25 protein-coding genes and 3 pseudogenes are annotated in these 25,370 nt (G+C 70.1%); 22 read left to right on the forward strand and 6 right to left on the reverse strand.

Features of this window, described 5'->3' with window-relative positions; translation table 11 throughout:
• Positions 1–88: 88 nt before the first annotated feature.
• Together AB0A61_RS17560 and AB0A61_RS17565 are read left to right on the forward strand one after the other, a co-directional pair.
• Positions 89–193, forward strand: a pseudogene (locus tag AB0A61_RS17560) (RidA family protein); the annotation flags it as partial.
• Positions 190–714, forward strand: a complete 525-nt coding sequence (locus AB0A61_RS17565) for a GNAT family N-acetyltransferase (RefSeq protein ID WP_361292589.1) — start codon at positions 190–192, stop codon at positions 712–714. The pseudogene AB0A61_RS17560 and the gene AB0A61_RS17565, both read left to right, overlap by 4 nt.
• 4 nt (positions 715–718) lie before the next feature.
• Here the strand turns inward: AB0A61_RS17565 and AB0A61_RS17570 are convergent, their stop codons facing one another.
• Positions 719–1,294, reverse strand: coding sequence for an adenylosuccinate lyase (locus AB0A61_RS17570; protein WP_361292591.1), 576 nt, complete (start codon positions 1,292–1,294; stop codon positions 719–721).
• A 368-nt stretch (positions 1,295–1,662) separates the two neighbouring features.
• On the opposite strand from AB0A61_RS17570, the gene AB0A61_RS17575 reads away from it, so the two are divergent.
• From AB0A61_RS17575 to pssA, 9 genes are all read left to right on the forward strand, one after another.
• Entirely contained in the window at positions 1,663–3,468 is a 1,806-nt protein-coding gene (locus tag AB0A61_RS17575) for a 3-hydroxybutyryl-CoA dehydrogenase (RefSeq protein ID WP_361292593.1), read from the forward strand.
• A gap of 241 nt (positions 3,469–3,709) precedes the next feature.
• Entirely contained in the window at positions 3,710–4,522 is an 813-nt protein-coding gene (locus AB0A61_RS17580) for a TetR family transcriptional regulator (RefSeq protein WP_361292595.1), read from the forward strand.
• A gap of 441 nt (positions 4,523–4,963) precedes the next feature.
• On the forward strand, positions 4,964–6,301 hold the full coding sequence (ccrA, locus tag AB0A61_RS17585) for a crotonyl-CoA carboxylase/reductase (RefSeq protein WP_361292826.1): 1,338 nt from the start codon (positions 4,964–4,966) through the stop codon (positions 6,299–6,301).
• 18 nt (positions 6,302–6,319) lie between these two features.
• Positions 6,320–8,389 (forward strand): protein meaA, encoded by a 2,070-nt coding sequence (locus tag AB0A61_RS17590; protein WP_361292597.1) that lies wholly within the window; start codon positions 6,320–6,322, stop codon positions 8,387–8,389.
• Entirely contained in the window at positions 8,386–9,348 is a 963-nt protein-coding gene (locus tag AB0A61_RS17595; RefSeq protein ID WP_361292599.1) for a CoA ester lyase, read from the forward strand. The genes AB0A61_RS17590 and AB0A61_RS17595 overlap by 4 nt, the downstream gene beginning before the upstream one ends.
• A gap of 15 nt (positions 9,349–9,363) precedes the next feature.
• On the forward strand, positions 9,364–9,876 hold the full coding sequence (locus AB0A61_RS17600; RefSeq protein WP_019757884.1) for a MaoC family dehydratase: 513 nt from the start codon (positions 9,364–9,366) through the stop codon (positions 9,874–9,876).
• Positions 9,876–11,081, forward strand: coding sequence for an acyl-CoA dehydrogenase family protein (locus AB0A61_RS17605; RefSeq protein ID WP_361292601.1), 1,206 nt, complete (start codon positions 9,876–9,878; stop codon positions 11,079–11,081). The genes AB0A61_RS17600 and AB0A61_RS17605 overlap by 1 nt, the downstream gene beginning before the upstream one ends.
• 170 nt (positions 11,082–11,251) lie before the next feature.
• Positions 11,252–11,908 (forward strand): phosphatidylserine decarboxylase, encoded by a 657-nt coding sequence (locus tag AB0A61_RS17610; RefSeq protein WP_361292603.1) that lies wholly within the window; start codon positions 11,252–11,254, stop codon positions 11,906–11,908.
• A gap of 22 nt (positions 11,909–11,930) precedes the next feature.
• Complete coding sequence (pssA, locus tag AB0A61_RS17615) at positions 11,931–12,752, forward strand: CDP-diacylglycerol--serine O-phosphatidyltransferase (protein WP_361292828.1); 822 nt, start codon at positions 11,931–11,933, stop codon at positions 12,750–12,752.
• 30 nt (positions 12,753–12,782) lie between these two features.
• Here pssA and AB0A61_RS17620 read toward each other — a convergent pair whose 3' ends face one another.
• Both AB0A61_RS17620 and AB0A61_RS17625 read right to left on the reverse strand, forming a co-directional pair.
• Positions 12,783–13,601 (reverse strand): hypothetical protein, encoded by an 819-nt coding sequence (locus AB0A61_RS17620; protein ID WP_361292605.1) that lies wholly within the window; start codon positions 13,599–13,601, stop codon positions 12,783–12,785.
• Entirely contained in the window at positions 13,532–14,650 is a 1,119-nt protein-coding gene (locus AB0A61_RS17625; protein ID WP_361292830.1) for a glycerate kinase, read from the reverse strand. Before AB0A61_RS17625 ends, AB0A61_RS17620 begins: the two co-directional genes overlap by 70 nt.
• A 224-nt stretch (positions 14,651–14,874) precedes the next feature.
• Here AB0A61_RS17625 and AB0A61_RS17630 point away from each other — a divergent pair, with 224 nt between their 5' ends.
• From AB0A61_RS17630 to AB0A61_RS17670, 9 genes and pseudogenes are all read left to right on the forward strand, one after another.
• Positions 14,875–16,086, forward strand: coding sequence for an ADP-ribosylglycohydrolase family protein (locus tag AB0A61_RS17630; RefSeq protein WP_361292607.1), 1,212 nt, complete (start codon positions 14,875–14,877; stop codon positions 16,084–16,086).
• 38 nt (positions 16,087–16,124) lie between these two features.
• Positions 16,125–16,625, forward strand: a complete 501-nt coding sequence (locus tag AB0A61_RS17635; RefSeq protein WP_361292609.1) for an NUDIX hydrolase — start codon at positions 16,125–16,127, stop codon at positions 16,623–16,625.
• Between the two features lie 85 nt (positions 16,626–16,710).
• The gene (locus AB0A61_RS17640) at positions 16,711–17,136 is read left to right on the forward strand and encodes an SseB family protein (protein WP_361292611.1); all 426 of its coding nucleotides are present in this window, start codon (positions 16,711–16,713) and stop codon (positions 17,134–17,136) included.
• A gap of 173 nt (positions 17,137–17,309) precedes the next feature.
• Positions 17,310–17,462: a hypothetical protein gene (locus tag AB0A61_RS17645; RefSeq protein WP_361292613.1), complete on the forward strand. Its 153-nt coding sequence runs from the start codon at positions 17,310–17,312 to the stop codon at positions 17,460–17,462.
• Positions 17,463–17,876: 414 nt separating this feature from the next.
• Positions 17,877–18,614: a Sir2 family NAD-dependent protein deacetylase gene (locus AB0A61_RS17650; protein WP_361292615.1), complete on the forward strand. Its 738-nt coding sequence runs from the start codon at positions 17,877–17,879 to the stop codon at positions 18,612–18,614.
• A gap of 254 nt (positions 18,615–18,868) precedes the next feature.
• A pseudogene (locus AB0A61_RS17655) lies at positions 18,869–19,021 on the forward strand (RHS repeat-associated core domain-containing protein); the annotation flags it as partial.
• A 90-nt stretch (positions 19,022–19,111) separates the two neighbouring features.
• Positions 19,112–19,375, forward strand: coding sequence for a hypothetical protein (locus AB0A61_RS17660; RefSeq protein ID WP_361292617.1), 264 nt, complete (start codon positions 19,112–19,114; stop codon positions 19,373–19,375).
• Positions 19,372–19,833, forward strand: coding sequence for a hypothetical protein (locus AB0A61_RS17665; RefSeq protein WP_361292619.1), 462 nt, complete (start codon positions 19,372–19,374; stop codon positions 19,831–19,833). The genes AB0A61_RS17660 and AB0A61_RS17665 overlap by 4 nt, the downstream gene beginning before the upstream one ends.
• 430 nt (positions 19,834–20,263) lie before the next feature.
• Positions 20,264–20,431, forward strand: a pseudogene (locus AB0A61_RS17670) (transposase); the annotation flags it as partial.
• Positions 20,432–20,510: 79 nt separating this feature from the next.
• Here AB0A61_RS17670 and AB0A61_RS17675 read toward each other — a convergent pair.
• Positions 20,511–20,801 (reverse strand): lyase family protein, encoded by a 291-nt coding sequence (locus AB0A61_RS17675; protein ID WP_361292621.1) that lies wholly within the window; start codon positions 20,799–20,801, stop codon positions 20,511–20,513.
• 563 nt (positions 20,802–21,364) lie between these two features.
• Between AB0A61_RS17675 and AB0A61_RS17680 the strand changes: the two genes are divergently transcribed.
• On the forward strand, positions 21,365–21,874 hold the full coding sequence (locus tag AB0A61_RS17680; protein WP_361292623.1) for a CAP domain-containing protein: 510 nt from the start codon (positions 21,365–21,367) through the stop codon (positions 21,872–21,874).
• A 166-nt stretch (positions 21,875–22,040) separates the two neighbouring features.
• Here the strand turns inward: AB0A61_RS17680 and AB0A61_RS17685 are convergent, their stop codons facing one another.
• Together AB0A61_RS17685 and AB0A61_RS17690 are read right to left on the reverse strand one after the other, a co-directional pair.
• On the reverse strand, positions 22,041–22,526 hold the full coding sequence (locus tag AB0A61_RS17685) for a methylated-DNA--[protein]-cysteine S-methyltransferase (protein WP_361292625.1): 486 nt from the start codon (positions 22,524–22,526) through the stop codon (positions 22,041–22,043).
• Between the two features lie 12 nt (positions 22,527–22,538).
• The gene (locus tag AB0A61_RS17690; RefSeq protein WP_361292627.1) at positions 22,539–24,050 is read right to left on the reverse strand and encodes an AlkA N-terminal domain-containing protein; all 1,512 of its coding nucleotides are present in this window, start codon (positions 24,048–24,050) and stop codon (positions 22,539–22,541) included.
• A 252-nt stretch (positions 24,051–24,302) separates the two neighbouring features.
• On the opposite strand from AB0A61_RS17690, the gene AB0A61_RS17695 reads away from it, so the two are divergent.
• A complete protein-coding gene (locus AB0A61_RS17695) occupies positions 24,303–25,361 on the forward strand; it encodes an alpha/beta hydrolase-fold protein (protein WP_361292629.1) in 1,059 nt (352 codons plus the stop codon).
• Positions 25,362–25,370 lie beyond the last annotated feature (9 nt).

A 25,370-nucleotide genomic window follows, 5' to 3' on the forward strand; every position in this document is an offset into this window, starting at 1 on the left:
CCGTCAAGGAGCGGGCACTGTCGGACCCGTGGTCCACCATGGACGCATGAGCGAGTCGACCAGATTCCACGCCCCCGACGGAGTTGCCGTCCCCGACGACCACCTCCCGGCCGCCTCCGCCGGCCGGGTCACCTCCCTGGTCCGCCCCGGGTTCCTGATGGGGATCGAGGCATTCGCGGTGGTGAACGCATGACGGGCCTGCGAGTGCGGGACATGGCGCTCGCCGACTGCGAACGCGTCGCCGAGATCCGGGTCCGGGGCTGGCAGACCGCCTACGCGGGCTTGATGCCGCAGTCCTACCTCGACGCGCTCAGCGTGCGCCAGGATGCCGAACGACGCCGCACTTTCTGGGAGCGGGGCGACGCCTACGGGGTGAACCTGATCGCCGAACTGGACGGCGAGATCACCGGCTGGGCCTGCCACGGACCGTACCGCGACGGCGCAATACGCACCGCCGACGCCGAGTTGTACGCCCTCTACGTGCATCCGGAACGGTGGGGCCGGGGCGTCGGGCGGGCCCTGCTGACGGAGGCGGTGCGGCGGTGCGCGGATGCCGGGCACGCGCGCATGGCCCTCTGGGTCCTCGAGGAGAACACCCGGGCCCGCCGGTTCTACGAGCGTGCGGGATTCGCAGCCGACGGCGCCGCGGAGTCCTTCGAGGTGGACGGGGTCCCGGTGCCCGAGGTCCGCCACACCAAGATCCTGCGGGGCTGACGCGTCACCTCGGCCTGGGGATTCTGGCCAGGGCGTGTACCGCCGCCTCCGCGAGGGTCGGGTGGGCCAGGGCCTCGTTGAGGACGGGACGGGCGCGGGCGTCGCCCAGGGTGCCGAGGCCCTCCACGCAGGCGAGGGCCACCCGCCGGTACGGGTCGCGCGGACGCAGCCGGCGCTCCAGGGTGGCGATCAGCGCGGGCACGGATTCGGGGGCGCGCAGCTCCACCAGCAGCCGTACGGGATGGAGGGCGTAGGCCACCCGCAGTTCGTTGGTGGCGAGGGCGGCCGCCGCGCGGGCCGTACGAGGATCGCCGAGCCGGGCCAGGGCGTGGGCGGCGGAGGCACAGCGCTGGGGGTCGCGGTGGTTGAGGAGAAGCACCAGGGACTCGAAGGCCCGCCGGTCACCCGCCAGCCCCAGCCGGAACGCGGCCACCTCCCGGGCCCACAACGGCTGCCCCGGAGCCGTGAGCACATCGGCCAGCTCGTCCAGGTCCTCCGTCGCCGCCAGATGCTCGTAAGCCGCCGAACCGCCCGACTCCTGCCGTAGACGCTCCGTTAGTGATCGCAACTCTTCGTCCACGAAGCCCAGCTTAGAGGGGTTGCCGCAGACACGGGACCTACATCACAAACTCGGGGGCTGGCGCGCTCGTTACCCACGGGTTAAGCTCAGACGAGCGAGTTACCCACTCGCACCGCCTCGCAGTGGCCTGGTGACGCAGCCGCCGCGAGTGTTGTCGGTTCGGTACACCGCGTACCTCAGTACGACTCGGCTCCGGGACAGAGCCGGTCGGTCCAGCCGCTGCCCAGGGCGCGTGAGCGCCCGCGGCGAACGGCACCGGGCGTGTGCGCTCGCAGCCCGTCAACACCCGCACTCCTTCCGCGTCCGGTGCGCCCTTCGGCGTACCGGGCCGCGCTCCCAGTCGTCACCCTCATTCCTGGAGTCCCGCGATGGCCACTCCCCTCTCCGACACCCCTCTGTCCCCCCTGAAGACGATCGCCGTCGTCGGCCTCGGCACCATGGGCACCGGCATCACCGAGGTGCTCGCCCGGGCCGGCCGCGAGGTCGTCGGCATCGACATCAGCGAGGCCGCGGCCGCCAAGTCCGTCGCCGCCCTGGAGTCCGCCACCGCCCGTGCCGTCGAGCGCGGGCGCCTGACCGAACAGGAGCGCGCGGACGTCCTCGCCCGCGTGCGCACCTCCACCGACCTCCGGGCCGCGGCCGACGCCGACCTCGTGATCGAGGTGGCGCCGGAGTCCTACGAGGTCAAGCAGCAGATCTTCCGCGAGCTGGACGGCATCGTGCGGCCCGGGACGATCCTGGCCACGGGCACCAACGCGCTGTCCGTGACCCGCCTCGCCGCCGACTCGGCCCACCCGGAGCGCGTGCTCGGCCTGCACTTCTTCAACCCCGCGCAGGCGATGAAGCTGACCGAGGTGGTCTCCTCGGTGCTCACCGCGCCGCAGGCCGTCGCCGCGGTCACCGACCTCGCCCTGGAACTGGGCAAGGAGCCGGTCGCGATCGGCGACCGGCCCGGATTCGTCGCCGACGGGCTGCTGTTCGGCTACCTCAACCAGGCCGCCGCGATGTACGAGGCGAAGTACGCCTCGCGCGAGGACATCGACGCCGCCATGCGGCTCGGCTGCGGCCTGCCGATGGGCCCGCTGGCGCTGCTGGACCTGATCGGTGTCGACACCGCGCGCACGGTCCTGGAGGCCATGTACTCCGCGTCGCACGACCGGCTCCACGCCCCCGCACCGATTCTCAAGCAGCTCAGCGAGGCGGGCCTGACGGGCCGTAAGGCGGGCCGCGGCTTCTACACCTACGACGCCCCGGGCAGCGGCACCGTGGTGCGGGACGCCCTGACTCCGCTGGAGGGCGACACCCTGGTGCCCGGCCGTCCCGTCCGCTCCGTCGGTGTGGCGGGTTCGGGCACGATGGCCTCCGGGATCGCCGAGGTGTTCGCCAAGGCGGGGTACCAGGTCGTGCTCGCCGCCCGCAGCGAGGAGAAGGCACAGGCCGCCAAGGCCCGTATCGGCAAGTCCCTTTCGCGCTCTGTCGACAAGGGGCGGCTGACCGCCGAGGCCGCCGCGCAGACCCTGGACCGGATCGTCGCGACGGGCACCTACGACGACTTCGCCGACGTGGACCTGGCCGTCGAGGCCGTCGCCGAGGACCTGGCGGTCAAGCAGCAGCTGTTCGCGACCCTGGACAAGGTCTGCAAGCCGGGTGCGGTCCTGGCCACCACCACCTCCTCGCTGCCGGTGGTCGCCTGCGCCCGGGCCACCTCGCGTCCGCAGGACGTGATCGGCATGCACTTCTTCAACCCGGCGCCGGCGATGAAGCTGGTCGAGGTGGTCCGTACGGTGCTGACGGCCGACGACGTGCACGCCACGGTCCGCGAGGTGTGCGCCAAGATCAGGAAGCACGCCGTCGACTGCGGCGACCGGGCCGGGTTCATCGTCAACGCCCTGCTGTTCCCGTACCTCAACAACGCGATCAAGATGGTGCAGGAGCACTACGCGTCGCTGGACGACATCGACGCGGCGATGAAGCTCGGCGGCGGCTACCCGATGGGCCCCTTCGAGCTGCTGGACGTCGTCGGCCTGGACGTTTCGCTGGCCATCGAGAAGGTGCTCCACCGCGAGTTCCGCGACCCGGGCCTGGCCCCGGCGCCGCTGCTGGAGCATCTGGTGGCCGCGGGCTGCCTCGGCCGCAAGACGGGCCGCGGCTTCCGCGAATATGCCCGCCGCTGAACGTCCCGGCGACTGGTCCCGGGAGGAGCGGGAGTGGGGCGGACTGCTCGACCCGGGCAGGTACGCCCCGCCGGCCCGGCGGCGCTCGCCCCCGCCTTCTCCGGCCGACTCGCCCCCGCCCTCCCCGCCGGCCCGGCACGACTCCGCCCCCGCCTCGCGGCCCGGGGACGTGCCGCCCGCGGAGGGCGGGGGAAACCGGGGACATGCTCACCAAGCTGCGTACATGCAGTACGTTCGGGTCATGTCCCAGCCCGCCAGGTCCTCACGTACACCAGCCACGTCCGACGCGCCGGAAAGTGCCGCAGGCTCCCGCGCCGCCGCCCAACGGCTCAAGATGCGCCGGGAACTGGCGGCCGCCGCGATGGAGCTGTTCGCGACCAAGGGGTACGAGGCGACCACCGTCGACGAGATCGCCGCGGCGGCCGGGGTCGCCCGCCGTACCTTCTTCCGCCACTTCCGCTCCAAGGAAGAGGCGATCTTCCCCGACCACGACGACACCCTGATCCGCGCCGAGGCGGTCCTCAACGCCGCCCCCGCGCACGAGCATCCGCTCGACACGGTGTGCCGGGGCATCAAGGAGGTCATGAAGATGTACGCGGCCCGGCCGGAGATCTCGGTCGCCCGCTACAAGCTGACCCGCGAGGTGCCCACGCTGCGCGAGGCGGAGATCGCCTCCGTGGCCCGCTACGAGCGCCTCTTCACGCGCTACCTGCTCGGCCACTTCGACGAGCACGCGCACGCCGACGACGCCAACGACGACCCCCTGCTCGCCGAGGTGGCCGCGTCCGCCGTGGTCACCGCCCACAACCACGTGCTGCGGAGATGGCTGCGGGCGGGCGGTCAGGGCGACGTCGAGGCCCAGCTGGACCATGCCTTCGCGATCGTCCGCAAGACGTTCGGCACCGGGATCGGGGCGGGCCGTACCGGCACGGCGCCCAAACAGGCCGCCGCGGCGGTGTCCCAGCAGGGCGAGGTCCTGGTGACGGTCGCCCGCACCGACGCGCCCCTGGAAGAGGTCATGCGGACCATCGAGGAGGCGCTGAAGGACCGCTGAACGCCGTCCGGCGTGCTGATGGCCGGCGTCCGGCCGGTGTGAGAACGGCCACCCCACGGGGTGGCCGTTTTGGCATGTCGGAGCACGTTTTCGTACGGCTCACAGACCCCGTTCGATCGATCATCGCTCATTTGTTACGTAAAGATTTCATCTGAGAGAAAGTCCTGGCACTCAGTGCCTTGCCACCTGACACGGGGTGTCATACGTTGAAGGAGTCCGGGCGGCCGGCGTGCAGAGACCGTACGCACGCCGGCTGTCCCAGCAAGCCAATGGCCTGCGCGCCCGGACGCCTGCGTCACAGGCAACCTCCCGCGCCACAAAGCGCTGCCGAAACACCATCAGCCGAACCGACGGCAAACCCTCACCAAACCCTCAGCAGCACCGACGTAACCCTCAGCGCCCCTCCCCGGGCCGCTCATCGCCGGAGGCAACACCGTGACCGTGAAGGACATCCTGGACGCGATCCAGTCGTCGGACTCCACGTCCGCCGACTTCGCCGCTCTGCCGCTCCCCGAGTCGTACCGTGCGATCACCGTGCACAAGGACGAGACGGAGATGTTCGCGGGCATGCCCACCCGCGAGAAGGACCCGCGCAAGTCGCTGCACCTGGACGAGGTGCCGCTGCCCGAGCTGGGCCCGGGCGAGGCCCTGGTGGCCGTCATGGCCTCCTCGGTCAACTACAACTCCGTGTGGACCTCGATCTTCGAGCCGCTGTCGACCTTCGGCTTCCTGGAGCGCTACGGCAAGGTCTCGGAGCTCACCAAGCGCCATGACCTGCCGTACCACATCATCGGTTCCGACCTCGCGGGCGTCGTCCTGCGCACCGGCCCCGGCGTCAACGCCTGGAGGCCCGGTGACGAGGTCGTCGCCCACTGCCTGTCCGTCGAGCTGGAGTCCTCCGACGGCCACAACGACACCATGCTCGACCCCGAGCAGCGCATCTGGGGCTTCGAGACCAACTTCGGCGGCCTGGCGGAGATCGCCCTGGTCAAGTCCAACCAGCTGATGCCGAAGCCGAACCACCTGAGCTGGGAGGAGGCCGCGGCCCCCGGCCTGGTCAACTCCACCGCCTACCGCCAGCTGGTCTCCCGCAACGGCGCCCAGATGAAGCAGGGCGACAACGTCCTGATCTGGGGCGCCAGCGGCGGCCTCGGCAGCTACGCCACCCAGTTCGCCCTGGCCGGTGGCGCCACCCCGATCTGTGTGGTCTCCAGCGACCAGAAGGCCGAGATCTGCCGCAGGATGGGCGCCGAGCTGATCATCGACCGCAACGCCGAGGACTACCGGTTCTGGAAGGACGAGCACACCCAGGACCCCAAGGAGTGGAAGCGCTTCGGCAAGCGCATCCGCGAGCTCACCGGCGGTGAGGACGTCGACATCGTCTTCGAGCACCCGGGCCGCGAGACCTTCGGCGCCTCCGTGTACGTCACCCGCAAGGGCGGCACCATCGTCACCTGCGCCTCGACCTCGGGCTACCACCACGAGTACGACAACCGCTACCTGTGGATGTCGCTGAAGCGCATCATCGGCTCGCACTTCGCCAACTACCGTGAGGCCTGGGAGGCCAACCGGCTCATCGCCAAGGGCAAGATCCACCCGACCCTGTCGAAGGTCTACTCCCTGGAGAACACCGGCCAGGCGGCCCACGACGTGCACCGCAACGTCCACCAGGGCAAGGTCGGCGTGCTCTGCCTGGCCCCCGAGGAGGGCCTGGGCGTGCGCGACGAGGAGATGCGCGCCAAGCACATCGACGCCATCAACCGCTTCCGGAACATCTGAGGACGGCGGAGGTCATAAATGACAGAGCGTCAGCCTGCTGACCAGCGGCGGGAGTCGTCGCAGGCGCAGAGGGACCGGGACCGGCCGTGGCTCATGCGTACCTACGCAGGCCACTCCACGGCCGAGGCGTCCAACGAGCTGTACCGGCGCAACCTCGCCAAGGGCCAGACCGGTCTGTCGGTGGCGTTCGACCTGCCGACGCAGACCGGTTACGACTCCGACCACGTCCTCGCCCGCGGCGAGGTCGGCCGGGTCGGCGTCCCGATCGCGCACCTCGGTGACATGCGCCGGCTGTTCCAGGACATCCCCCTGGAGCAGATGAACACCTCGATGACGATCAACGCCACGGCCATGTGGCTGCTGGCGCTCTACCAGGTCGTCGCGGAGGAGCAGGGCGCGGACATCACCCAGCTCCAGGGCACGACCCAGAACGACATCGTCAAGGAGTACCTCTCCCGCGGCACGCACGTGTTCCCGCCGGGGCCGAGCCTGCGCCTGACGACGGACATGATCGCGTACACGGTCTCCCACATCCCGAAGTGGAACCCGATCAACATCTGCAGCTACCACCTGCAGGAGGCGGGCGCCACGCCGGTGCAGGAGATCGCGTACGCGATGTCCACCGCGATCGCCGTCCTCGACGCCGTGCGCGACGGCGGCCAGGTGCCGCAGGAGCGCATGGGCGATGTCGTCGGGCGCATCTCCTTCTTCGTGAACGCGGGCGTCCGCTTCATCGAGGAGATGTGCAAGATGCGGGCGTTCGGCCGCATCTGGGACAAGGTCACGCGTGAGCGGTACGGCATCGAGAACCCCAAGCACCGCCGCTTCCGCTACGGCGTCCAGGTCAACTCCCTCGGTCTGACCGAGGCACAGCCGGAGAACAACGTCCAGCGGATCGTGCTGGAGATGCTGGCCGTGACCCTCTCCAAGGACGCACGCGCGCGTGCCGTGCAGTTGCCCGCCTGGAACGAGGCGCTGGGTCTGCCCCGACCCTGGGACCAGCAGTGGTCGCTGCGCATCCAGCAGGTGCTGGCGTACGAGTCCGACCTGCTGGAGTACGAGGACATCTTCGAGGGCTCGAAGGTGATCGAGGCCAAGGTGGACGAGCTGGTCGAGGCGGCGCTCGCCGAGATCGACCACATCCAGGAGCTGGGCGGCGCGATGGCCGCGGTCGAGTCCGGTTACCTGAAGTCGCAGCTGGTCGCCTCGCACGCCGAGCGCCGGGCCCGGATCGAGTCGGGCCGGGAGAAGATCATCGGCGTCAACATATTCGAGGGCACCGAGCCCAACCCGCTGACGGCCGACCTGGACACCGCGATCCAGACGGTCGACCCGGCGGTCGAGGCCCGCGTCATCGCCTCGCTCCAGCAGTGGCGGGACACCCGCTACCAGCCGCCGTTCAACCACCCCCGCCCCTGCAAGGCGCTGGAGCGGCTGAAGGAGGCGGCCAAGGGCACCGACAACCTCATGGAGGCCACCCTGGAGTGCGCCCGCGCCGGGGTCACGACCGGCGAGTGGGCCGGGGCCCTGCGCGAGGTGTTCGGCGAGTTCCGCGCCCCGACCGGTGTCTCGTCCGCACCGGTCGCGGTGGCCGCCGAGGAGGGCACCGCGCTGGCCCAGGTCCGCCGCAGGGTCGACCTGACCGCCCGGGACCTCGGCGTCGGCAAACTGCGCTTCCTGGTCGGCAAGCCGGGCCTGGACGGTCACTCCAACGGCGCCGAGCAGATCGCCGTGCGGGCCCGCGACGCCGGGTTCGAGGTGGTCTACCAGGGCATCCGCCTGACCCCCGAGCAGATCGTGGACGCGGCCCTCGCCGAAGACGTGCACGCGGTCGGCCTGTCCATCCTCTCCGGCTCGCACGCGCAGCTGGTGCCGGACGTGCTCGAGCGACTGCGTGTGGCCGGTGCCACAGATATACCGGTGATCGCCGGTGGCATCATCCCGAATGGTGACGCCGAACAGCTGCGGGCCGCCGGAGTGGCCGCGGTGTTCACCCCGAAGGACTTCGACATCACCGGCATCATCGGCCGCATCGTCGACGAGATCCGGAAAGCGAACAAGCTCGACCCCCTGGAGGTCCCCGCATGACGACCGTCAACCGCCTTCGCCCCCGCCGCTCCTGCCTGGCGGTCCCGGGAAGCAACCCCCGCTTCCTGGAGAAGGCGCAGGGCCTCCCCGCCGACCAGGTCTTCCTGGACCTGGAGGACGCGTGCGCGCCGCTGGCCAAGCCCGAGGCCCGGCACACCATCGTCAAGTTCCTCAATGAGGGCGACTGGACGGGCAAGACGCGGGTCGTGCGCGTCAACGACTGGACGACCGAGTGGACGTACCGCGACGTCGTGACGGTGGTCGAGGGCGCGGGGCAGAACCTCGACTGCATCATGCTGCCGAAGGTGCAGGACGCCCAGCAGATCGTCGCCCTGGACCTGCTGCTGACCCAGATCGAGAAGACCATGGGCTTCGAGGTCGGCAAGATCGGCATCGAGGCGCAGATCGAGAACGCGCAGGGCCTGAACAACGTCAACGCGATCGCGCAGGCCTCCCCGCGCGTCGAGACGATCATCTTCGGCCCGGCCGACTTCATGGCGTCCATCAACATGAAGTCGCTGGTCGTGGGCGAGCAGCCGCCCGGCTACCCGGCGGACGCCTACCACTACATCCTGATGAAGATCCTGATGGCCGCCCGCGCCAACAACCTCCAGGCGATCGACGGCCCCTACCTGCAGATCCGCAACGTGGAGGGCTACCGCGAGGTCGCCCAGCGCGCCGCCGCCCTCGGCTTCGACGGCAAGTGGGTGCTGCACCCGGGCCAGGTCGAGGCGGCCAACGAGATCTTCTCGCCCTCCCAGGAGGACTACGACCACGCCGAGCTGATCCTGGACGCGTACGAGTACTACACGTCCGAGGCGGGCGGCAAGAAGGGCTCCGCGATGCTCGGCGACGAGATGATCGACGAGGCGAGCCGCAAGATGGCCCTGGTCATCTCCGGCAAGGGACGCGCCGCCGGCATGCAGCGCACCAGCAAGTTCGAGATCCCCGCCAACTAAGGAGCCCTGAGCACGATGCAGTTCGGACGGACCTACGAGGAGTTCGAGGTCGGGGCGACGTACAAGCACTGGCCGGGCAAGACGGTCACGGAGTACGACGACCACCTGTTCTGTCTCCTCACCATGAACCACCACCCGCTCCACATGGACACCAACTATGCGGAGAAGACGACGGACTTCGGCAAGAACGTCGTCGTGGGCAACTACATCTACTCCCTGCTGCTCGGCATGTCCGTCCCGGACATCTCCGGCAAGGCGATCGCCAACCTGGAGATCGAGTCGCTCAAGCACGTGGCGCCGACCTTCCACGGCGACACGATCTACGGCGAGACCACCGTGCTCGACAAGTGGCCGTCCAAGTCGAAGAACGACCGCGGCATCGTCTACGTCGAGACCAAGGGCTACAAGCAGGACGGCACCCTGGTGTGCGTCTTCCGCCGCAAGGTCATGGTGCCCACCGAGACCTACATCAAGGAGCGCGGCGGCGAGCAGCCCGGCCGCCCGGAGTTGAAGCAGCAGGAGAAGTAATGGCGCGCCTCGCCCAGACCGCCGGTCTGACCGACGTCCAGCAGGAGATCGTCTCCACCGTTCGGGACTTTGTCGACAAGGAGATCATCCCGGTCGCGACCGAGCTGGAGCACCGCGACGAGTACCCGCAGCAGATCGTGGACGGCCTGAAGGAGCTGGGGCTCTTCGGTCTCATGATCCCCGAGGAGTACGGGGGTCTGGGCGAGTCGCTGCTGACGTACGCCCTGTGCGTGGAGGAGATCGCCCGCGGCTGGATGTCGGTGTCCGGCATCATCAACACGCACTTCATCGTCGCGTACATGCTCAAGCAGCACGGCACGCAGGAGCAGAAGGACCACTTCCTGCCGAAGATGGCGCTCGGCGACATCCGCGGCGCCTTCTCGATGTCGGAGCCGGCTCTGGGCTCCGACGTGTCGGCGATCACGTCGAAGGCGGTCAGGGACGGCGACGAGTACGTCCTGACCGGTCAGAAGATGTGGCTGACGAACGGTGGCACGTCCTCGCTCGTGGCCGTGCTCGTCCGCAGCGACGAAGGCCACCCGGAGGGCACCGCCCCGCACAAGTCGATGACGACCTTCCTGGTCGAGAAGGAGCCCGGCTTCGGCGAGGTCCGCCCCGGCCTGACCATCCCGGGCAAGATCGACAAGATGGGCTACAAGGGCGTCGACACCACCGAGCTGATCATGGACGGCCTGCGCGTACCGGCCGATCGGGTGCTCGGCGGCGTCACGGGCCGAGGTTTTTACCAAATGATGGACGGGGTCGAGGTGGGCCGCGTCAACGTGGCCGCGCGCGGCTGCGGCGTCGCTCAGCGCGCCTTCGAGCTCGGCGTCCGGTACGCCCAGCAGCGTCACACCTTCGGCAAGCCGATCGCCCAGCACCAGGCGATCCAGTTCAAACTCGCGGAGATGGCCACCAAGGTCGAGGCCGCGCATGCGATGATGGTGAACGCAGCGCGCAAAAAGGACTCAGGAGAACGAAACGACCTTGAAGCAGGCATGGCAAAGTACCTCGCCTCCGAGTACTGCAAGGAGGTCGTCGAGGATGCCTTCCGGATCCACGGCGGCTACGGATTCTCCAAGGAGTACGAGATCGAGCGCCTCTACCGCGAGGCCCCGATGCTGCTCATCGGTGAAGGCACCGCCGAGATCCAGAAAATGATCATTGGCCGCAGGTTGCTCGAAGAGTATCGGTTCCAGGGCTGAATGTCCGGACACGGGGTGTTTTCTTCGAGAAGAAGATCACACCCCGTCAGCGGTCATCCCCCGCCGACTCGACTGCTCGACTTACCCAGTTGCGGGCCTTAGCCGCTACGATCGCCGGAAAGCCGCCGTCCCCCGTCAGAGCGCGGCATCATCCGCTACGAAGGTCATCCATGCCCCACAGCCAAACCTCTGCACCACGCGACAGCCTGGTCGGCACACGCCTCGCGCGCGGAGCATCGCCGTGGCTTCTCCCGACCGTCGCCACCGCAGCCCTCAGCCTGGCCCGTGCCCGCCGCTCGGGTGCCGCCAAGGCCGTTGCCGTCCCCGCCACCGCGCTCGCGGCGGGGATGCTGTGGTTCTTCCGTGATCCCGAGCGCGAGATCGCCCAGGGCCGGGTCATCTCCCCCGCCGACGGTGTGGTGCAGAGCATCATGCCGTGGAAGGACGGCCGCACGCGCGTCGCGATCTTCATGAGTCCGCTGAACGTCCACGTGAACCGCGCCCCGCTCTCCGGCACGGTCACGTCGGTCGAGCACATCCCCGGTGGCTTCGTTCCGGCGTTCAACAAGGAGAGCGAGAACAACGAGCGGGTCGTCTGGCACTTCGACACCGAGCTCGGCGACGTCGAGATGATCCAGATCGCCGGCGCGGTGGCCCGCCGCATCGTCCCCTACATCCCGCGGGGCACCAAGGTCGAGCAGGGCGACCGGATCGGTCTGATCCGCTTCGGCTCGCGCGTCGACCTCTACCTCCCCGAGGGCGTCGAGGTCGCGGTCGAGGTCGGCCAGAAGACCGTGGCTGGGGTGACTCGCATTGACCGTGATTGATCCCGAGACACAGGCGGGCTGGGTGCCCGAGGCCGACGAGGTGGACGACGAGGAGGAGATGCCCCTCTCGCTCCGCCTGTCGATAGCGGACACCCTCACCCTGGGCAACGCCACGTGCGGCTTCATGGCGGTGTACTTCACCACCACCGGCATCCTGATCCCCCACCTGACCGGGAACGACGAGTCCGCGGGCATGGCCCGGCACAGCGCCGCCACGGCGGTCATCCTGATGCTGTGCGCCGCGGTCTTCGACCTGTTCGACGGCCTGGTGGCCAGGAAGCTGCGCTCCTCGCCGATGGGCGCGGAGCTGGACAACCTGTCGGACCTGATCAGCTTCGGTCTGGCCCCGGCGTACTTCGTCCTCGTCTACGGCATGGTCGCGGACGACGCGCACCAGCGGATGGCCGCACTGGGCGCGATCGTGGTGCTGCTCGCCGTGGTCCTCAGACTCGCGCGCTTCTCGTGCGTGACGCCGACGAACGGCATGTTCCAGGGCATGCCCTCGCCCTTCGGCGCGCTCACCGTGGTCTCGATCGTGCTGCTGGAGCTGCCCTTCGTGGCCACGCTGCTGGCAATCCTGGGCACCGCCTGGCTCATGGTCAGCCGGGTCGAATACCCGAAACCGCGGGGCCGCCTCGCGGTGGCGATGCTGTCCTGGATCGTGCTGTCGATGGGGCTGCTGGCGGCCTGGGCCCTCGACGCCCCGAGCGGCCAGCTCCTCCTGCAGACCGGCTGCGCGCTGCAGCTGGTCATGGGCGCGGTGATCCCGCTGTTCGCCACGGCCCGCCGGGTGAACAACTTCCGCGACACCCGGCGCGAGGCGCGGGCGGCGCAGCTGCCGTAGCGCGAGCGGCGACCGCCGACGACGCCGCGGTCACACGACGGGAAGGGCCCCGAACCTTGAGGTTCGGGGCCCTTTGGCGGCTATGGGCGTTCTTGCGGTACATGCGGTTCCCGCGGTACATGCGGTTCCCGCGGTACATGCGGTTCCCGCGGTACATGCGGTTCCCGCGGTGCATGCGGTGCATGCGGTGCATGCGGTGCATCCGGCCCATGGGTCCGGTGGGGTGTCCGGGGGTGATCGGCCACTTCGGGGTGATCGGGCTGGTGCGGCGCCGCGTCGCCCCGCGAGGCGGCGAGACTGCCCAGGATCCGCAGCAGCTCGGCGTTGCGGGTCCCGGGCTCCGCGTGGAAGACCACGAGGGTGAGCCCCTCGGTACCGGGTACCGTCAATGGACAGCTTGTCCGAGTGCAGCTCGATGTCGCCGACCCGCGGATGGCTGAGCCGCCTCACCAGACCGCTCCGGGGCAGCACGTCGTGGCGGCCCCACAGCCGGCGGAAGCGGTCACTGCGGACCGACAGCTCTCCGACCAGGTCCTGCAGCCGCGGTTCGTCGACGTCCGGCCCGACCCGCGCCCGCAACGTGGCCACCGCCACCGGGCCGGAGGGGCGAAGCCCCGGGGCCCGGGCAGCCCCTGCCCCGACCGTGTGGGCCGGGCGGGCGAAACGCAGGTCGGACCAGCCCTGATCCGGGCGGCGGACCAGCAGGCCCCCGGGCGTCACACCAGCAGACCCCGGCGTCACACCAGCAGGCCCCGGCGTCACACCACCAGATCCCAGTGTCAGACCAGCAGATCCCGGCCGATGCGTTCCGCCACGCGCTCCAGAACCGCTCCCGCCTCGGCGATGCACTTCGCCACGTCCGGCTCGACCTCCGTCAGCGCGTAGGCCCGCCGGATCCCGGCCAGCGCCAGCGCCTCCGGCGCCAGTGCCAGCCGCCCGCACACCGCGACGACCTCCTTGCCCGCCGCCCGCGCGGCCGCGGCGACCCCGGCCGGCGCCTTGCCGTGCAGCGTCTGCTCGTCCAGCGAACCCTCCCCGGTGATCACCAGCGACGCCCGCTCCAGCGCCGGCGCGAATCCCAGCACCTCGAGCATCACCTCGATCCCGGCCCGGAAACGCGCCCCGAGGATCAGTGCCCCGTAACCGATACCCCCCGCGGCCCCGGCCCCGGGCGACACCGCGTACTCGGCCGCCCTGGCCCCGATCGCCCCCTGCAGCACCTTCGCGTAGTGCGCGAGCGCCGCGTCCAGCGCCTGGACGTCGTCCGGCGCGGCCCCCTTCTGCGGCCCGTACACCGCCGGCGCGCCCTGGGGTCCGGTCAGCGGATTGTCGACGTCGCCGGCCAGCACCAGGTCGACGGAGGCGAACCGCGGGTCCAGTCCGGACAGGTCCGCGTGGGCGAGCTCCGCGAGCCCGCCACCGCCAGGAGTGATCGGCTCCCCGTCGGCGCCCAGGAACCGCGCCCCCAGCGCGGACAGCATCCCGGCGCCGCCGTCCGTCGTGGCGCTCCCGCCGACGCCCAACACGATCGTCCGGGCCCCGGCGTCCAGCGCCGCCCGCAGCAGTTCTCCGGAGCCGTACGTGGACGCCGTGAGCGGTGCGAACACGCCCAACGGCAGCCGCTGCAGCCCGCTGGCCTCCGCCATCTCCACGACCGCCGTGTCACCGCGCAGTGCGAACGCGGCCGTCACCTCGTCACCGAGGGGCCCGGCGACCCGCACCTCGCGCCGCTCGAACCCGGCCGCGACCGCCGCGTCCACGGTCCCGTCGCCGCCGTCGGCGACGGGCAGCGCCTCCACCTCGACATCCGGCACGACCCGGCGCAGTCCGGCCGTCACGCACCGTGCGACCTGCACGGCCGTCAGCGACCCCTTGAACTTGTCCGCGGCGACGAGCACCCGCCGTGCCGTCGCGGGTCCGCGCTCTGCAGCCTCCGCCACCTTGCATTCCCCTTGCTCTCCGGGCCCCGCGCACGTCGGGGCCAGTCGCGCCGCTGCGACCCTAACCGGAGACCGCCGCCGCCGTCATGCCCCGACCGGACCCTGAGAAGACCACGGCCCGACCGCGATAAGACCATGGCAAGTCCCGCACGGTGGCCCCCGGATTTGGGTAAACCGGTGCTATGACCCCTGTGGGCACTGAGCCAGGGCTCGCCGACCGCATCCTCGGGGGCTGGCTGGGCCGGATCGCGGGCAACATGCTCGGCAAGCCGGTCGAGCAGGGCGAGGTGTGGACGCGCGGCCGTATCGACCGCTACCTGCGACAGGCCGCCGCGCTGCCGCTCACCGACTACCTTCCGGAGCCGGCCGGCGGCGACGACGACGGTCCCGAGCTGCGCCCCGAGTGGCGCAGTTGCGTCCGGGGCCGCATCCACGGCAGCTGCCGTGACGACGACGTCGACTACGCGATCCTCGGCCTGGACCTGCTGGAGACACACGGCTTCGGCTTCAGCACCGAGCAGGTCGGCGACCTGTGGCTGCTGCGGCTGCCGTATCTGCAGACGTTCACCGCGGAGCGGGCCGCGTACCGCAATCTCGCCAACGGCCTCAAGCCGCCGCTCACGGCCACGTACGACAACCCGTACCAGGAGTGGATCGGCGCCCTGATCCGGGCCGACATCTACGGCTGGACCAGCCCCGGCCGCCCGCGCCGCGCGGCCTCGCTCGCCCGCCGGGACGCGGTGCTGTCCCACACCGGCAACGGGGTGTACGGGGCGATGTGGGCGGCGGCGCTGATCGCGGCGGCGTTCACGGCCCCGACCGTGCGCAGCGCCGTCGACACCGCGCTGACGGTGATCCCGGCGAGCAGCCGTCTGGCCCGCACCGTGCGCCGGGTCGTCTCGCTGCACGAGACCCGGATGCCGTGGGAGGACACGCTCAGCACGGTCGCGGACGAGACGGCGGGCCTCGGCTGGATCCACACCATCCCGAACGCCGCCGTGCTCACCGGCGGTCTGCTGTACGGCGACGGCGACTTCACCCGCACCATCGCGCTGACCGTCCGGGGCGGTCTGGACACCGACTCCAACGGCGCGACGGCCGGCTCGGTGGCGGGTGTCCTGACGGGCGCGGACGCCATTCCTGCCCAGTGGAAGGACCCCTTGGAGGACACCGTCCGCAGCGCGTTCTTCGGCTTCGACGGCATACACATCAGCGAGCTGGCGGCCCGGACCCTGCGGCTGGCGGAGACGGAACCCGATGCGGAGGCGAAGGCAGCGCCGGGGGCGGCGGCCCGGACGAACGGAAGGGCGGGCGCACAGCCGGAAGCGGGGGCGGAGGCAGCGGCGCAGGCAGAGGTGCAGCGACCTTCCTGTGGGGGCCTCCCGGACGCGTGATCCGCTCGTGCGGCCGGGGAGCTGGATACTCTTCCAGGGTGACCGCTCCGAATACTCCAGACTTCGCCACGTACATCGCGGGCCTGCCCCGCGTACTCGCCGGTGCCGCCGCCCTGTTCCGCGACGCGGAGGGCAGGGTGCTGCTGGTCGAGCCCAACTACCGTGAGGGATGGGCGCTTCCGGGCGGCACCGTCGAGTCCGACGACGGTGAGACTCCCCGTCAGGGCGCGCGCCGCGAGACGCTGGAGGAGATCGGGCTGGACGTCGAGCTGGGCCGGCTGCTCGCGGTCGACTGGGTGCACGGAAGGGGACGCCCGCCCCTGGTGGCGTATCTCTACGACGGCGGGGTCCTCGCCGAGGACGACCTGAAGGCGATCCGTCTTCAGGAGGAGGAGCTGCTGTCCTGGCGGCTCGTTCCGCGTGAGGAGCTCACCGCGCATCTGCCGGGTGCCCTGGGCCGCCGGGTCCTGGCCGGCCTCGACGTACTCGCCGAGGGCTGTGGCACGGCGGAACTGGAGAACGGGCACCGCGTCGGCTGATAGATCTGGTCTGTCCTGTTTTGGGTGGGTGGAATGCAGGCACTCGGGGACCGTCCGGTGATCATCGCCGACAGGAGAACAGCCCATGAGCACCGAGAACCCCCACGAGAACGACACCCAGGCCGCTCTGCTCGCCCTCGCCGACGCACTGGTGATGGTTCCACAGGCGGCGCCGTCCGAAGACGGGGACGAGGTCCCCGAGGGCGCGATCACCCTGCCGGTGATCGAACAGGAGGGCAAGCGGTTCATCCCCGTCTTCACCTCCCGGGCCTCGCTGGAGGCGGCCGGGGCCGACCCGACCCAGGCCGTGACGATCCCGGTCGCCGAGCTGGCCGCCAACTGGCCGCCGGACGATCTGTGGCTGGCGGTCGACCCGTCCACGGAGGAGGGCCTCGCCCTTCCCTCCGACGTGGTGCGAGCCCTGCCCGGCATCAGCCGCGCGGGCCGGACCGGACAATCCGGCGGCGAGGGAGGCGATACCGGAGAGCCGGGCCGGAGCCCCACCGCGTGACCGGCCGGATCGCGCCCGCATGGTCGGCGTGAGCAACCCTTCCCGGGTGTGCGGCGGTCTCAGCAGGCGTCGTGCTCGGAGTACCAGCCGGCCTCTGACCACTCGCACAGCGCCCGGAGCAGATCGCCGCGGCCAAGGCGGCGGTCGGTGCGGCATCCAGCAGCGGAAACCTGGTGGAGGGACTGGGCGAGGAGTGCAAGGCCCTGGGCGCGGTGTATCCGGCGCCGGACGCGGTGGTCGAGCGCATGCGCGCTGCCGTAGAGGCCGGTGCGCAGACCCGCGAAGGCGAACTCGACCTGGAGGCCTCACTGGATCGCGTCGCCTGAGAAAAACCGTGACGGGAACCGCCCCGGTCGTCATCGGCCGTCGGGGGCTGGTTCCCGTGGCGCATCCGTGCCGAGGGCTCTCGCGGCGAACGCCGTCGGGTGCGCCCGCATCTCGTCGCACCTCCCTTGCGACCCGGACCGCGGACCGGGTCGCAAGGGACGGGAGAACCAGCCCTGGTGTGCGGCGGTCATGGATCCCATGAACATGACCGCACGCCGCCTGCTCAACCCCCGGCCCAGGCTCGCCATCACGCGGTTGAGTCGGCCGGAGACGACGCTCGGCGGTGGTGTGCGGTGGTCAAGGGCCCGCAGCGCCGTGCCACGACCTCCCCGGGGGACTGGCGTTTGGAGCCGCCGTCCGCGGCGTTGGTGCCGCCGCTCGCTCCGAGCAGGCAAGCGTCCTAGTCTCGGCCCATGAACAGGCCACTCGTCGCCATCCTCAGTGGTGCAGGGATCTCCACCGATTCCGGCATCCCCGACTATCGCGGTCCGAACGGGCTGTGGCGGCGGGACCCGGAGGCCGAGAAGCTCGTGACGTACGAGTACTACATGGGCGACCCGGAGATCCGCCGACGCTCCTGGCAGATGCGGCGCAAGAACCGCACGCTGAAGGCCGAGCCGAACGCCGCGCACCTCGCCGTCGCCGAGCTGGAGAAATCCGGGATCCCGGTGCGGGTGATCACGCAGAACGTGGACGGGTTGCACCAGCTCGCCGGGATGCCCGCCCGCAAGGTGCTGGAACTGCACGGCACCGCACATAGTGTCGTGTGCACGAAGTGTCATACCCGCGGGCCCATGGAGGACGCCCTGGCCCGGGTCGAGGCCGGCGAGGAGGACCCGCCCTGCCTGGAGTGCGGTGGGATCCTCAAGTCGGCGACGGTCATGTTCGGCCAACGGCTCGACCCCGTCGTCCTCGGTGAGGCACTCGCCGTCACCAAGGCCTGCACCGTGTTCATCGCCGTCGGCACCAGCCTCCAGGTGCAGCCCGCCGCCGGGCTGGCCGGCGTCGCCGCCGACAACGGCGCACGGCTCATCATCGTCAACGCCGAACCGACCCCGTACGACGACCGCGCCGACGAGGTCGTCCGCGAACCCATCGGCACTGCTCTGCCCACCCTGCTACGACGGCTGAACACCGAAAGCGGCGACTAGCAGACTCGCACGGGGAGTGCGCCGCCTGTGCCGTTGGGCTGATACATCGAACACCCCCAACGGCACGGGAGCCGGCTTTCACGACAGGCTTGCGACTCCTGGCTTGATCTTCAACGTCCGGCGTCGAATGGCGTGTCGAACTTGATCACTCGGTCTGGTAATCGCCGTACGTGGAAGCGGCCTTCGTCTGAACATGTGCTCCGACCAAGGAACACACACGTCCAGCACGAAGGCCGTGAGGATGAGTCTGCTGCATCACGTACGCCGACCCCGAGACCGGCCTGCACTGCAACCTGCACCGGTACTACGATCCCGAGACAGCGCGGTACATCAGCGCGGATCCGCTGGGCCTCGCCCCCGCACCGGATCACCACGCCTATGTACCGAACCCGCTGAGCCGGAGCGACCATCTCGGCCTCGCCGGGAAGGGACCGAAGGGCCCGCCGAATCCCCTGGACTTCGGACAGGGGTATACGGGCCGGGCTGACATTTTCCCAGTGAGCAACAAGGGCATGGACGTGGAAATCCACGTCTACGACAAGGCCATGCGCGAAGTGGGGTTGCACAACAGCCAGGGATGGTTCAATAAGCACGGCATCAAAGCCTCGGAAGTCGAGGTCCCACCTGGCGTGGAAAATGCCATCAAGGGACGAGTCATCTACGAGTTGCGGAAAGTAGGCCGCATCGGCCCGAAGGGTACCGAAGACATCTCGGGAGACAAGTGGAGGCAACCGCCTCTCGCCGCGGAAGGTTGCAAATGAAGTACGTGACGGCCGTTTGGGACGATGGCGGATTCTACGTCGATCCGAGGGCCTACCTGGCCGAATTCCCGAAGTTTCGCGATCAGCTGCCGGCCGGGGCAAGGGAATTCGCGTCGGATCCGGCGCATTATGCTCTCGGGCACGGCAATGGCCGCTGCGTCAAGGATCTGGAACTGTCCGACATCCAGGTGGTCACCGACAAAAGCGGAGGGCTGACCTTGGAATTTGCCCCGAATCAGTGGAAGCACGACGCCGGGCTGCGCATCAGCTACTCAGGAGTGACGCACTTCTCCATCGACTATGAGCACTCCATTGACTGGATGCTGGTCGACACCGTGCTCCTCGACGAGATCCTCCCGGGCGAAGACGGGGGTTGCGTGCACGAGATCGCGCTCACCGACGCGTCGATCACCGTCCGCTGCAAGGACCTGCAAGCCGTTTGGGTAGACGTGGGCTGAGGAGTCAACCGGGATCACCGACTCACAAGGTATCGGCTCATCGTCGACTCGGCAGACGGGAACCACGTCAACATCTTCATCCCGCGCAAGAGATCTACATCCGGTGATCACCGTGCAGTTCACCGTACGGCCCGGCCAGGGCGACGCCGGCGGGTTCGATCTGGGCGACATGACCGTCACCGGGGACCTCGGCACGGCGGACTCGGCCGGGCACGTCCCCGATCAAGGGATGATGATCTACCCTTCGGTGGTCCAGTTACTGGACAGCCTGGGCGACTTTCTCCGGGGCAACGCCCGCGTCCTCACCTTTACTGGTGCCGACACCTCGTTCAGTCTTGTGGTACGCCGAACGAAGGACGGTCTGTCGGTCGCCGGCAAGGACGGCCTCGTCGCCCGGACGACGGCAACAGTCATCTGCCCCAAGACCGCCTGCCCGGCCCAAGCACCGAAACCCAGCCGGCCCGGACCCGGACGGCCACCAGGCCGCAAGAACACCCGGCCCACCCCACGCCATGACGTCCACACACCCCGCACGAAACAGCCAGCGAAGCAGCGAGCGAAGAAATCGACCACCCCACGACCCCGCCGCACAGGTTGAAGATCAAGCTAGGGGGTGTCGTTGAGGTCCTTTCGGAGCCGCTGCGCCAGGGCTCGTCCCCGCTTCGCTCCCGCGTGGGTCAGCTGGGTGGACTGTCCTGTGTGTGCCAGGGAGCGCCACCGATGAGGGCGACGAACAGCCGTGGTTCCAGTTGCCGCAACCGGATGACGTTCCGGTTCGTCGCGTCGATCCACGTCGCGGCCCTGAGGCCGAAGGTGATCGGTACGGCGTGCTGACCGTGGGTCCGCCCGGCCATGACCATGTCCGCGCCGCGCTCGGCGAGTTCGGCAAGTGCGTCCAGGAGCCGGGCCCGTTGGGCGAGGATGGTCCGGTGGGCGTCGCGCAGGACCAGGACGTCTCCGGTCCGCATGACGTTCTGTGTGTGTGACACCCCAGTGCACCCAGCCGCCATGGGGTTCGCCGACCGCACGGGACAGTTCGGTGATGAGCGCCATCAGCGGGTGGCTGGTGCGTAATCCACTTCGTGCCACCTCTGCCAGCGGGACTACGTGGTGAAAGAGGTGATCGATGCAACGCCGTGTCACGGCGCGACCCCGCGGTCCGTTCCAGGTGCCGGGCCGACGGGCTGCGGCAACGGCGGGGCCGCGGCGGATGGGCGCGCCTGCTGGAGTCGTGGCGAGGCCGGACCCGGGTTACGGTGGAGGCGTTGGGAGCGCAGGTGCCGGGCACACTCCGCCGGAGCCGCCGGTCATGGAGGTCCGCCCGAGCGGTTGCGCTCCGTGCTGCCGCCGTGCCGTGGGCCCGCGACGACCGCCGTCGTCCGGCAGGCCGCCCAGCGGACCGGACTCGTCCGGTGCAGCACACAGCCGGGCCGCGGCGCGCGGGCCCCGCACACGTCTCGCGGCCTCCCCCGGCGAGGAGTCCCCACCCTTCCGGACCCTTCCGAACCTCGCAATAAGGAAGGTATTCGCCATGCGGACGACCACCACCCGAATACGCCGTCTGTGCGCTGCCGCCTGCGCGGCTCCCCTGCTGGTGCTTGCCGGAGCGGTCGGCGCCGGAGCCACGGCGGCCGCGCCCGCCCCCGCTTCCGTACCGAGGGCCCTGCAAGCCTCGCCCAGCGAGATCCTGCAACTGGTCAACTCCGAACGCGCCAAGGCCAACTGTCCCGCGCTGAAGGAGAACGCGCAGCTGACCAAGGCTGCCCAGACCTTCGCGGACGACGCGAGCAAGCACAACCTGACGAACCACACCGGCTCCGACGGCTCCACCGTGCAGCAGCGGATCAAGGACGCCGGCTACAACGCGGGTCCGACGGCGGAGAACATGTCCTGGGGGACCACGGACGCCAAGCAGATCGTCGACGGCTGGTTGAAGAGCACAAAGGGCCACAAGGAGACGATCCTCAACTGCAGTTACACCGACACCGGTGTCGGTGTCAGCGGCAACTACGCGGTACAGGTGTTCGCATCGCCTGGGTGACGGTCAGCCCCGCAACGGCTCGGAGCCGGCCGACCCTGGCAGGACACGTGCCTGCGGTCGGCCGGCCCTCCACCGGTTCCAGTACGGCCTTCGGAAAGGCCTGATCTTCGGAACGGGCCTGACCTTCGGAAGAGCCTGACCGTCAACCTCCGGAAGAGCCTGACCGTCAGAAGAGCCCCGCTCCCCGTTCGAAGTCCAGCAGTCGGCGTTTGCGGGTCAGCCCGCCGCCGTAGCCGGTCAGGCTGCCGCTCGCGCCGATGACGCGGTGACAGGGGACGATGATGCCGATGGGGTTCCTGCCGTTGGCGAGGCCGACGGCGCGGGAGGCACCGGGGTTGCCGAGGGCGTGGGCCAGATCGCCGTAGGAGCGGGTCTCCCCGAAGGGGATGCGGCGGAGCTGTTCCCACACGGTGCGCTGGAACGACGTGCCGTTCAGCCGCAGTTCGAGGGTGAACTCCGTCAACTCGCCTGCGAAATACGACTCCAGCTGTTCCTGTGCCGCCTTGAACGAGGCCGCGTCGGCGCGTTCACCGAAGCTCTGCTGCGGCGGGCGGTGGCGCTGGTCGGTCATGTAGAGGCCGCACAGGACGCCGTCGTCGGCGACGAGGGTGAGGGGGCCGTGGGGGCTGTCGATCACGGTGTGCTGCTTCATCGCGGAACGTCCTCAGACGGGAAGGAAGTTGATCGGGTGGTTGTCCGTGGCCCACAGGTACTGCACCGCGTAGGCCCGCCAGGGCCGCCAGGCCGCCGCGCGGGCGGTGAGTGCGGCGGGGGTGGACGGCAGGCCCAGCTCCCGGGCGGCTCGGCGGATGCCGAGGTCGGTGGGGAGGAAGGCGTCGGGATCGCCGAGGGCACGCATGGCGATGACGTCGGCCGTCCAGGGTCCGAAGCCGGGCAGGGCCAGCAGGCGGGCGCGGGTCTCCTGCCAGTCGCTGTCCACCCCCAAGTGGAGCGTGTCGTCGGCGAGTTGGCGTACGAGTGTGGTGAAGGTGACCTGGCGGGTGCGTGGCATCGCGAGCGACTGCGGATCGAGGGCGGCCAGCGCCTCGGGGGCGGGGAAGAGGTGGGTGAGTCCGCCCTCGAGGTCGTCGACCGGCTCACCGTGCGCGGTGACCAGGCGGGCCGCATGGGTCCGGGCCGCGGCGGTGGAGACCTGCTGGCCGAGCACCGCGCGCAGGGCGAACTCGGCCCCGTCCACGGTGCGCGGCACGCGGCGGCCCGGCGCCTTGTCGACCAGTGGCTGGAGTACCGGGTCGGTGCGCAGCTGGTCGTCGATCGCGACGGGATCGGCGTCCAGGTCGAGCATGCGTCGGCAGCGGCTGATGGCCACGGGCAGGTCTCGCAGGTCGCTGAGAGTGAGGCGGCAGGCGATGTGGTCCGAGGCGGGCGTCAGGGCGGCGACGGCGTGTCCGTACGGCAGCCGCAGGGTGCGCCGGTAGGCACCGTCCCGCCATTCCTCCACGCCCGGTACGGCGGTCGCCGCGAGGTGACCGAAGAGGTTGTCGGGGTTGAGCGGAGCGCGGAAGGGGAGGCGGAGGCAGAGGACACCGGGGGTGGCCTGTGGCGCTCCGGGAGTCCTTCCGGTCTTCCCGGTCTTCTTGCCGGGCGGGCGGGTGCGCAGCTCGCTGGGCGAGAGGGCGAAGACCTCGCGCACGGTGTCGTTGAAGGTGCGGATCGAGGAGAAGCCGGCGGCGAACGCGATCTCCGCCATCGGCAGTCCCGTCGTCTCGATCAGCAGCCGGGCCGTCTGGGCGCGCTGGGCGCGGGCGAGCGCGAGCGGGCCGGCGCCGAGCTCGGCGAGCAGCTGGCGCTCGATCTGGCGGGTGCTGTAGCCGAGGCGGGTGGCGAGTCCGGGCACGCCCTCGCGGTCGACGACGCCGTCGGCGATCAGCCGCATGGCGCGGGCCACGAGGTCGGCCCGCTGGTTCCACTCCGGTGAGCCGGGGCTGGTGTCCGGGCGGCAGCGTTTGCAGGCACGGAATCCGGCCTGCTGGCAGGCGGCGGCGCTCGGGTGGAAGGTCATGTTCTCCGGCTTGGGCGGCACCACCGGACAGCTGGGCCGGCAGTAGATGCGGGTGGTGAGGACGGCCGTGAAGAACCATCCGTCGAACCGCGCGTCCTTGGACTGGACGGCGCGCACGCAGCGCTCCCGGTCGGTGTGCATCCCGTTCTCCATGCGTCCAGCATCGGCCACCGGACGGACCGAGGGCTGGCGAGAATCCGACATCAACCTCGCGTGTGCTGCACCAGCCCGGATCACCGGCGCGACGGACGGGCGCGGCACCGAGCGGTCCTTGATCCCCTGGAGGGTACTTGCCAGTACGCTGCGTAGAAAGCGGAGTCCTGGCGGAACTGTCCCGAAATCCTCCGCTTCGTCATTGCCGGGTGGTGGTCCGGTGACGGTCCACCGGTTCGGGGAGGTGACCATGTGGACCTGACCGGCACGGCTTTCTTCGTCGTCCTCGTCGTCGTGACGGGCCTCGTGATGATCGGCACCATCGCCGTGTGGTCCCGGGTGCGCGGGCCGAGGCCGGTGCGCTGGCTGGTGCACGCGGCGATGATCGCCCTGTGCCAGCTCACCGCCGTCTGTGTGGTGGCGACCTGGATCAACAACAGCTACGGCCTGTACGCCTCGTGGTCGGACCTGTTCGGCACCACCCGCAGCCCCAATGCGGTGGCGATGCCCGGACCGCCGGTCCAGCGGGCGAAGTTCAACCACGGCAGCCAGGGCATGCTGGACACCTACTTCCACGGCGCGCGCTCGGCGTTGTCCGGGCAGGTACTGGTGTGGATCCCGCCCGAGTACGGCCGGGCCGCCTACCGCACGAAGCGGTTCCCGGTGCTGATGCTGCTGCACGGCGTCCCGGGTTCGCCGCAGTCGTGGCTGGAGCACGGCGGCATGCCCGGGGCCTTCGCGGACCTGCTCAAGCAGGGCAGGGTGCACCCCTTCATCCTCGTGATGCCGGTGGTCGACCCGGGCAGCGTGGACACCGACTGCACCGACCTGCCGCACCGCAAGGTCGCCTCCTGGCTGGCCTACGACGTCCCGGACCTTGTCCGGCACAAGTTCCGCACCCTGAACGGGCCCGACGGCTGGGGTCTGATGGGCTACTCGACCGGCGGATTCTGCGCCGCGAAGCTGCCCCTGCAGTACCCGAAGGTCTTCGGCGCGGGTGCCGCCCTGGATCCCGACCGGCTGTCGGGCGACCCCGCCGTCCTCACCGACCACGAACTGCGCCGGAGCAACAGCCCGACCCATCTGGTCGCCGGCACCCGGGCCTCCGTCAGCCTGTTCCTCGCGACGTCCCGCCAGGACCGGATCAGCCCGCCGTCCGCCATCGAGGCGTTCGTGACGGCCGCCGCGTCGTCGCCCGTGCGGGTACGCACGCTGGTGCTGCCCAGCGGCGGACACAACTACAAGACCTGGACCGCGCAGTACCCGGCGGCCTTCGGCCGGCTCAGCGAGTGGTTGTCGGGGCCGCGTTGAGCGGGCCGC

The sequence above is a fragment of the Streptomyces sp. NPDC046197 genome (genome assembly GCF_040646295.1).
Lineage (GTDB): Bacteria > Actinomycetota > Actinomycetes > Streptomycetales > Streptomycetaceae > Streptomyces.

What these genes read in the sequence shown, in the direction of transcription:
- AB0A61_RS17610 (WP_361292603.1), top strand. Translation starts at nt 11,252, where the DNA reads ATGCCCCACAGCCAAACCTCTGCACCACGCGACAGCCTGGTCGGCACA.
- AB0A61_RS17630 (WP_361292607.1), top strand. Translation starts at nt 14,875, where the DNA reads ATGACCCCTGTGGGCACTGAGCCAGGGCTCGCCGACCGCATCCTCGGG.
- AB0A61_RS17575 (WP_361292593.1), top strand. Translation starts at nt 1,663, where the DNA reads ATGGCCACTCCCCTCTCCGACACCCCTCTGTCCCCCCTGAAGACGATC.
- AB0A61_RS17595 (WP_361292599.1), top strand. Translation starts at nt 8,386, where the DNA reads ATGACGACCGTCAACCGCCTTCGCCCCCGCCGCTCCTGCCTGGCGGTC.
- AB0A61_RS17565 (WP_361292589.1), top strand. Translation starts at nt 190, where the DNA reads ATGACGGGCCTGCGAGTGCGGGACATGGCGCTCGCCGACTGCGAACGC.
- AB0A61_RS17690 (WP_361292627.1), bottom strand. Translation starts at nt 24,050, where the DNA reads ATGGAGAACGGGATGCACACCGACCGGGAGCGCTGCGTGCGCGCCGTC.
- AB0A61_RS17675 (WP_361292621.1), bottom strand. Translation starts at nt 20,801, where the DNA reads ATGCGGACCGGAGACGTCCTGGTCCTGCGCGACGCCCACCGGACCATC.
- AB0A61_RS17600 (WP_019757884.1), top strand. Translation starts at nt 9,364, where the DNA reads ATGCAGTTCGGACGGACCTACGAGGAGTTCGAGGTCGGGGCGACGTAC.
- AB0A61_RS17680 (WP_361292623.1), top strand. Translation starts at nt 21,365, where the DNA reads ATGCGGACGACCACCACCCGAATACGCCGTCTGTGCGCTGCCGCCTGC.
- AB0A61_RS17605 (WP_361292601.1), top strand. Translation starts at nt 9,876, where the DNA reads ATGGCGCGCCTCGCCCAGACCGCCGGTCTGACCGACGTCCAGCAGGAG.
- AB0A61_RS17665 (WP_361292619.1), top strand. Translation starts at nt 19,372, where the DNA reads ATGAAGTACGTGACGGCCGTTTGGGACGATGGCGGATTCTACGTCGAT.
- AB0A61_RS17580 (WP_361292595.1), top strand. Translation starts at nt 3,710, where the DNA reads ATGTCCCAGCCCGCCAGGTCCTCACGTACACCAGCCACGTCCGACGCG.
- AB0A61_RS17685 (WP_361292625.1), bottom strand. Translation starts at nt 22,526, where the DNA reads ATGAAGCAGCACACCGTGATCGACAGCCCCCACGGCCCCCTCACCCTC.
- AB0A61_RS17590 (WP_361292597.1), top strand. Translation starts at nt 6,320, where the DNA reads ATGACAGAGCGTCAGCCTGCTGACCAGCGGCGGGAGTCGTCGCAGGCG.
- AB0A61_RS17650 (WP_361292615.1), top strand. Translation starts at nt 17,877, where the DNA reads ATGAACAGGCCACTCGTCGCCATCCTCAGTGGTGCAGGGATCTCCACC.
- AB0A61_RS17640 (WP_361292611.1), top strand. Translation starts at nt 16,711, where the DNA reads ATGAGCACCGAGAACCCCCACGAGAACGACACCCAGGCCGCTCTGCTC.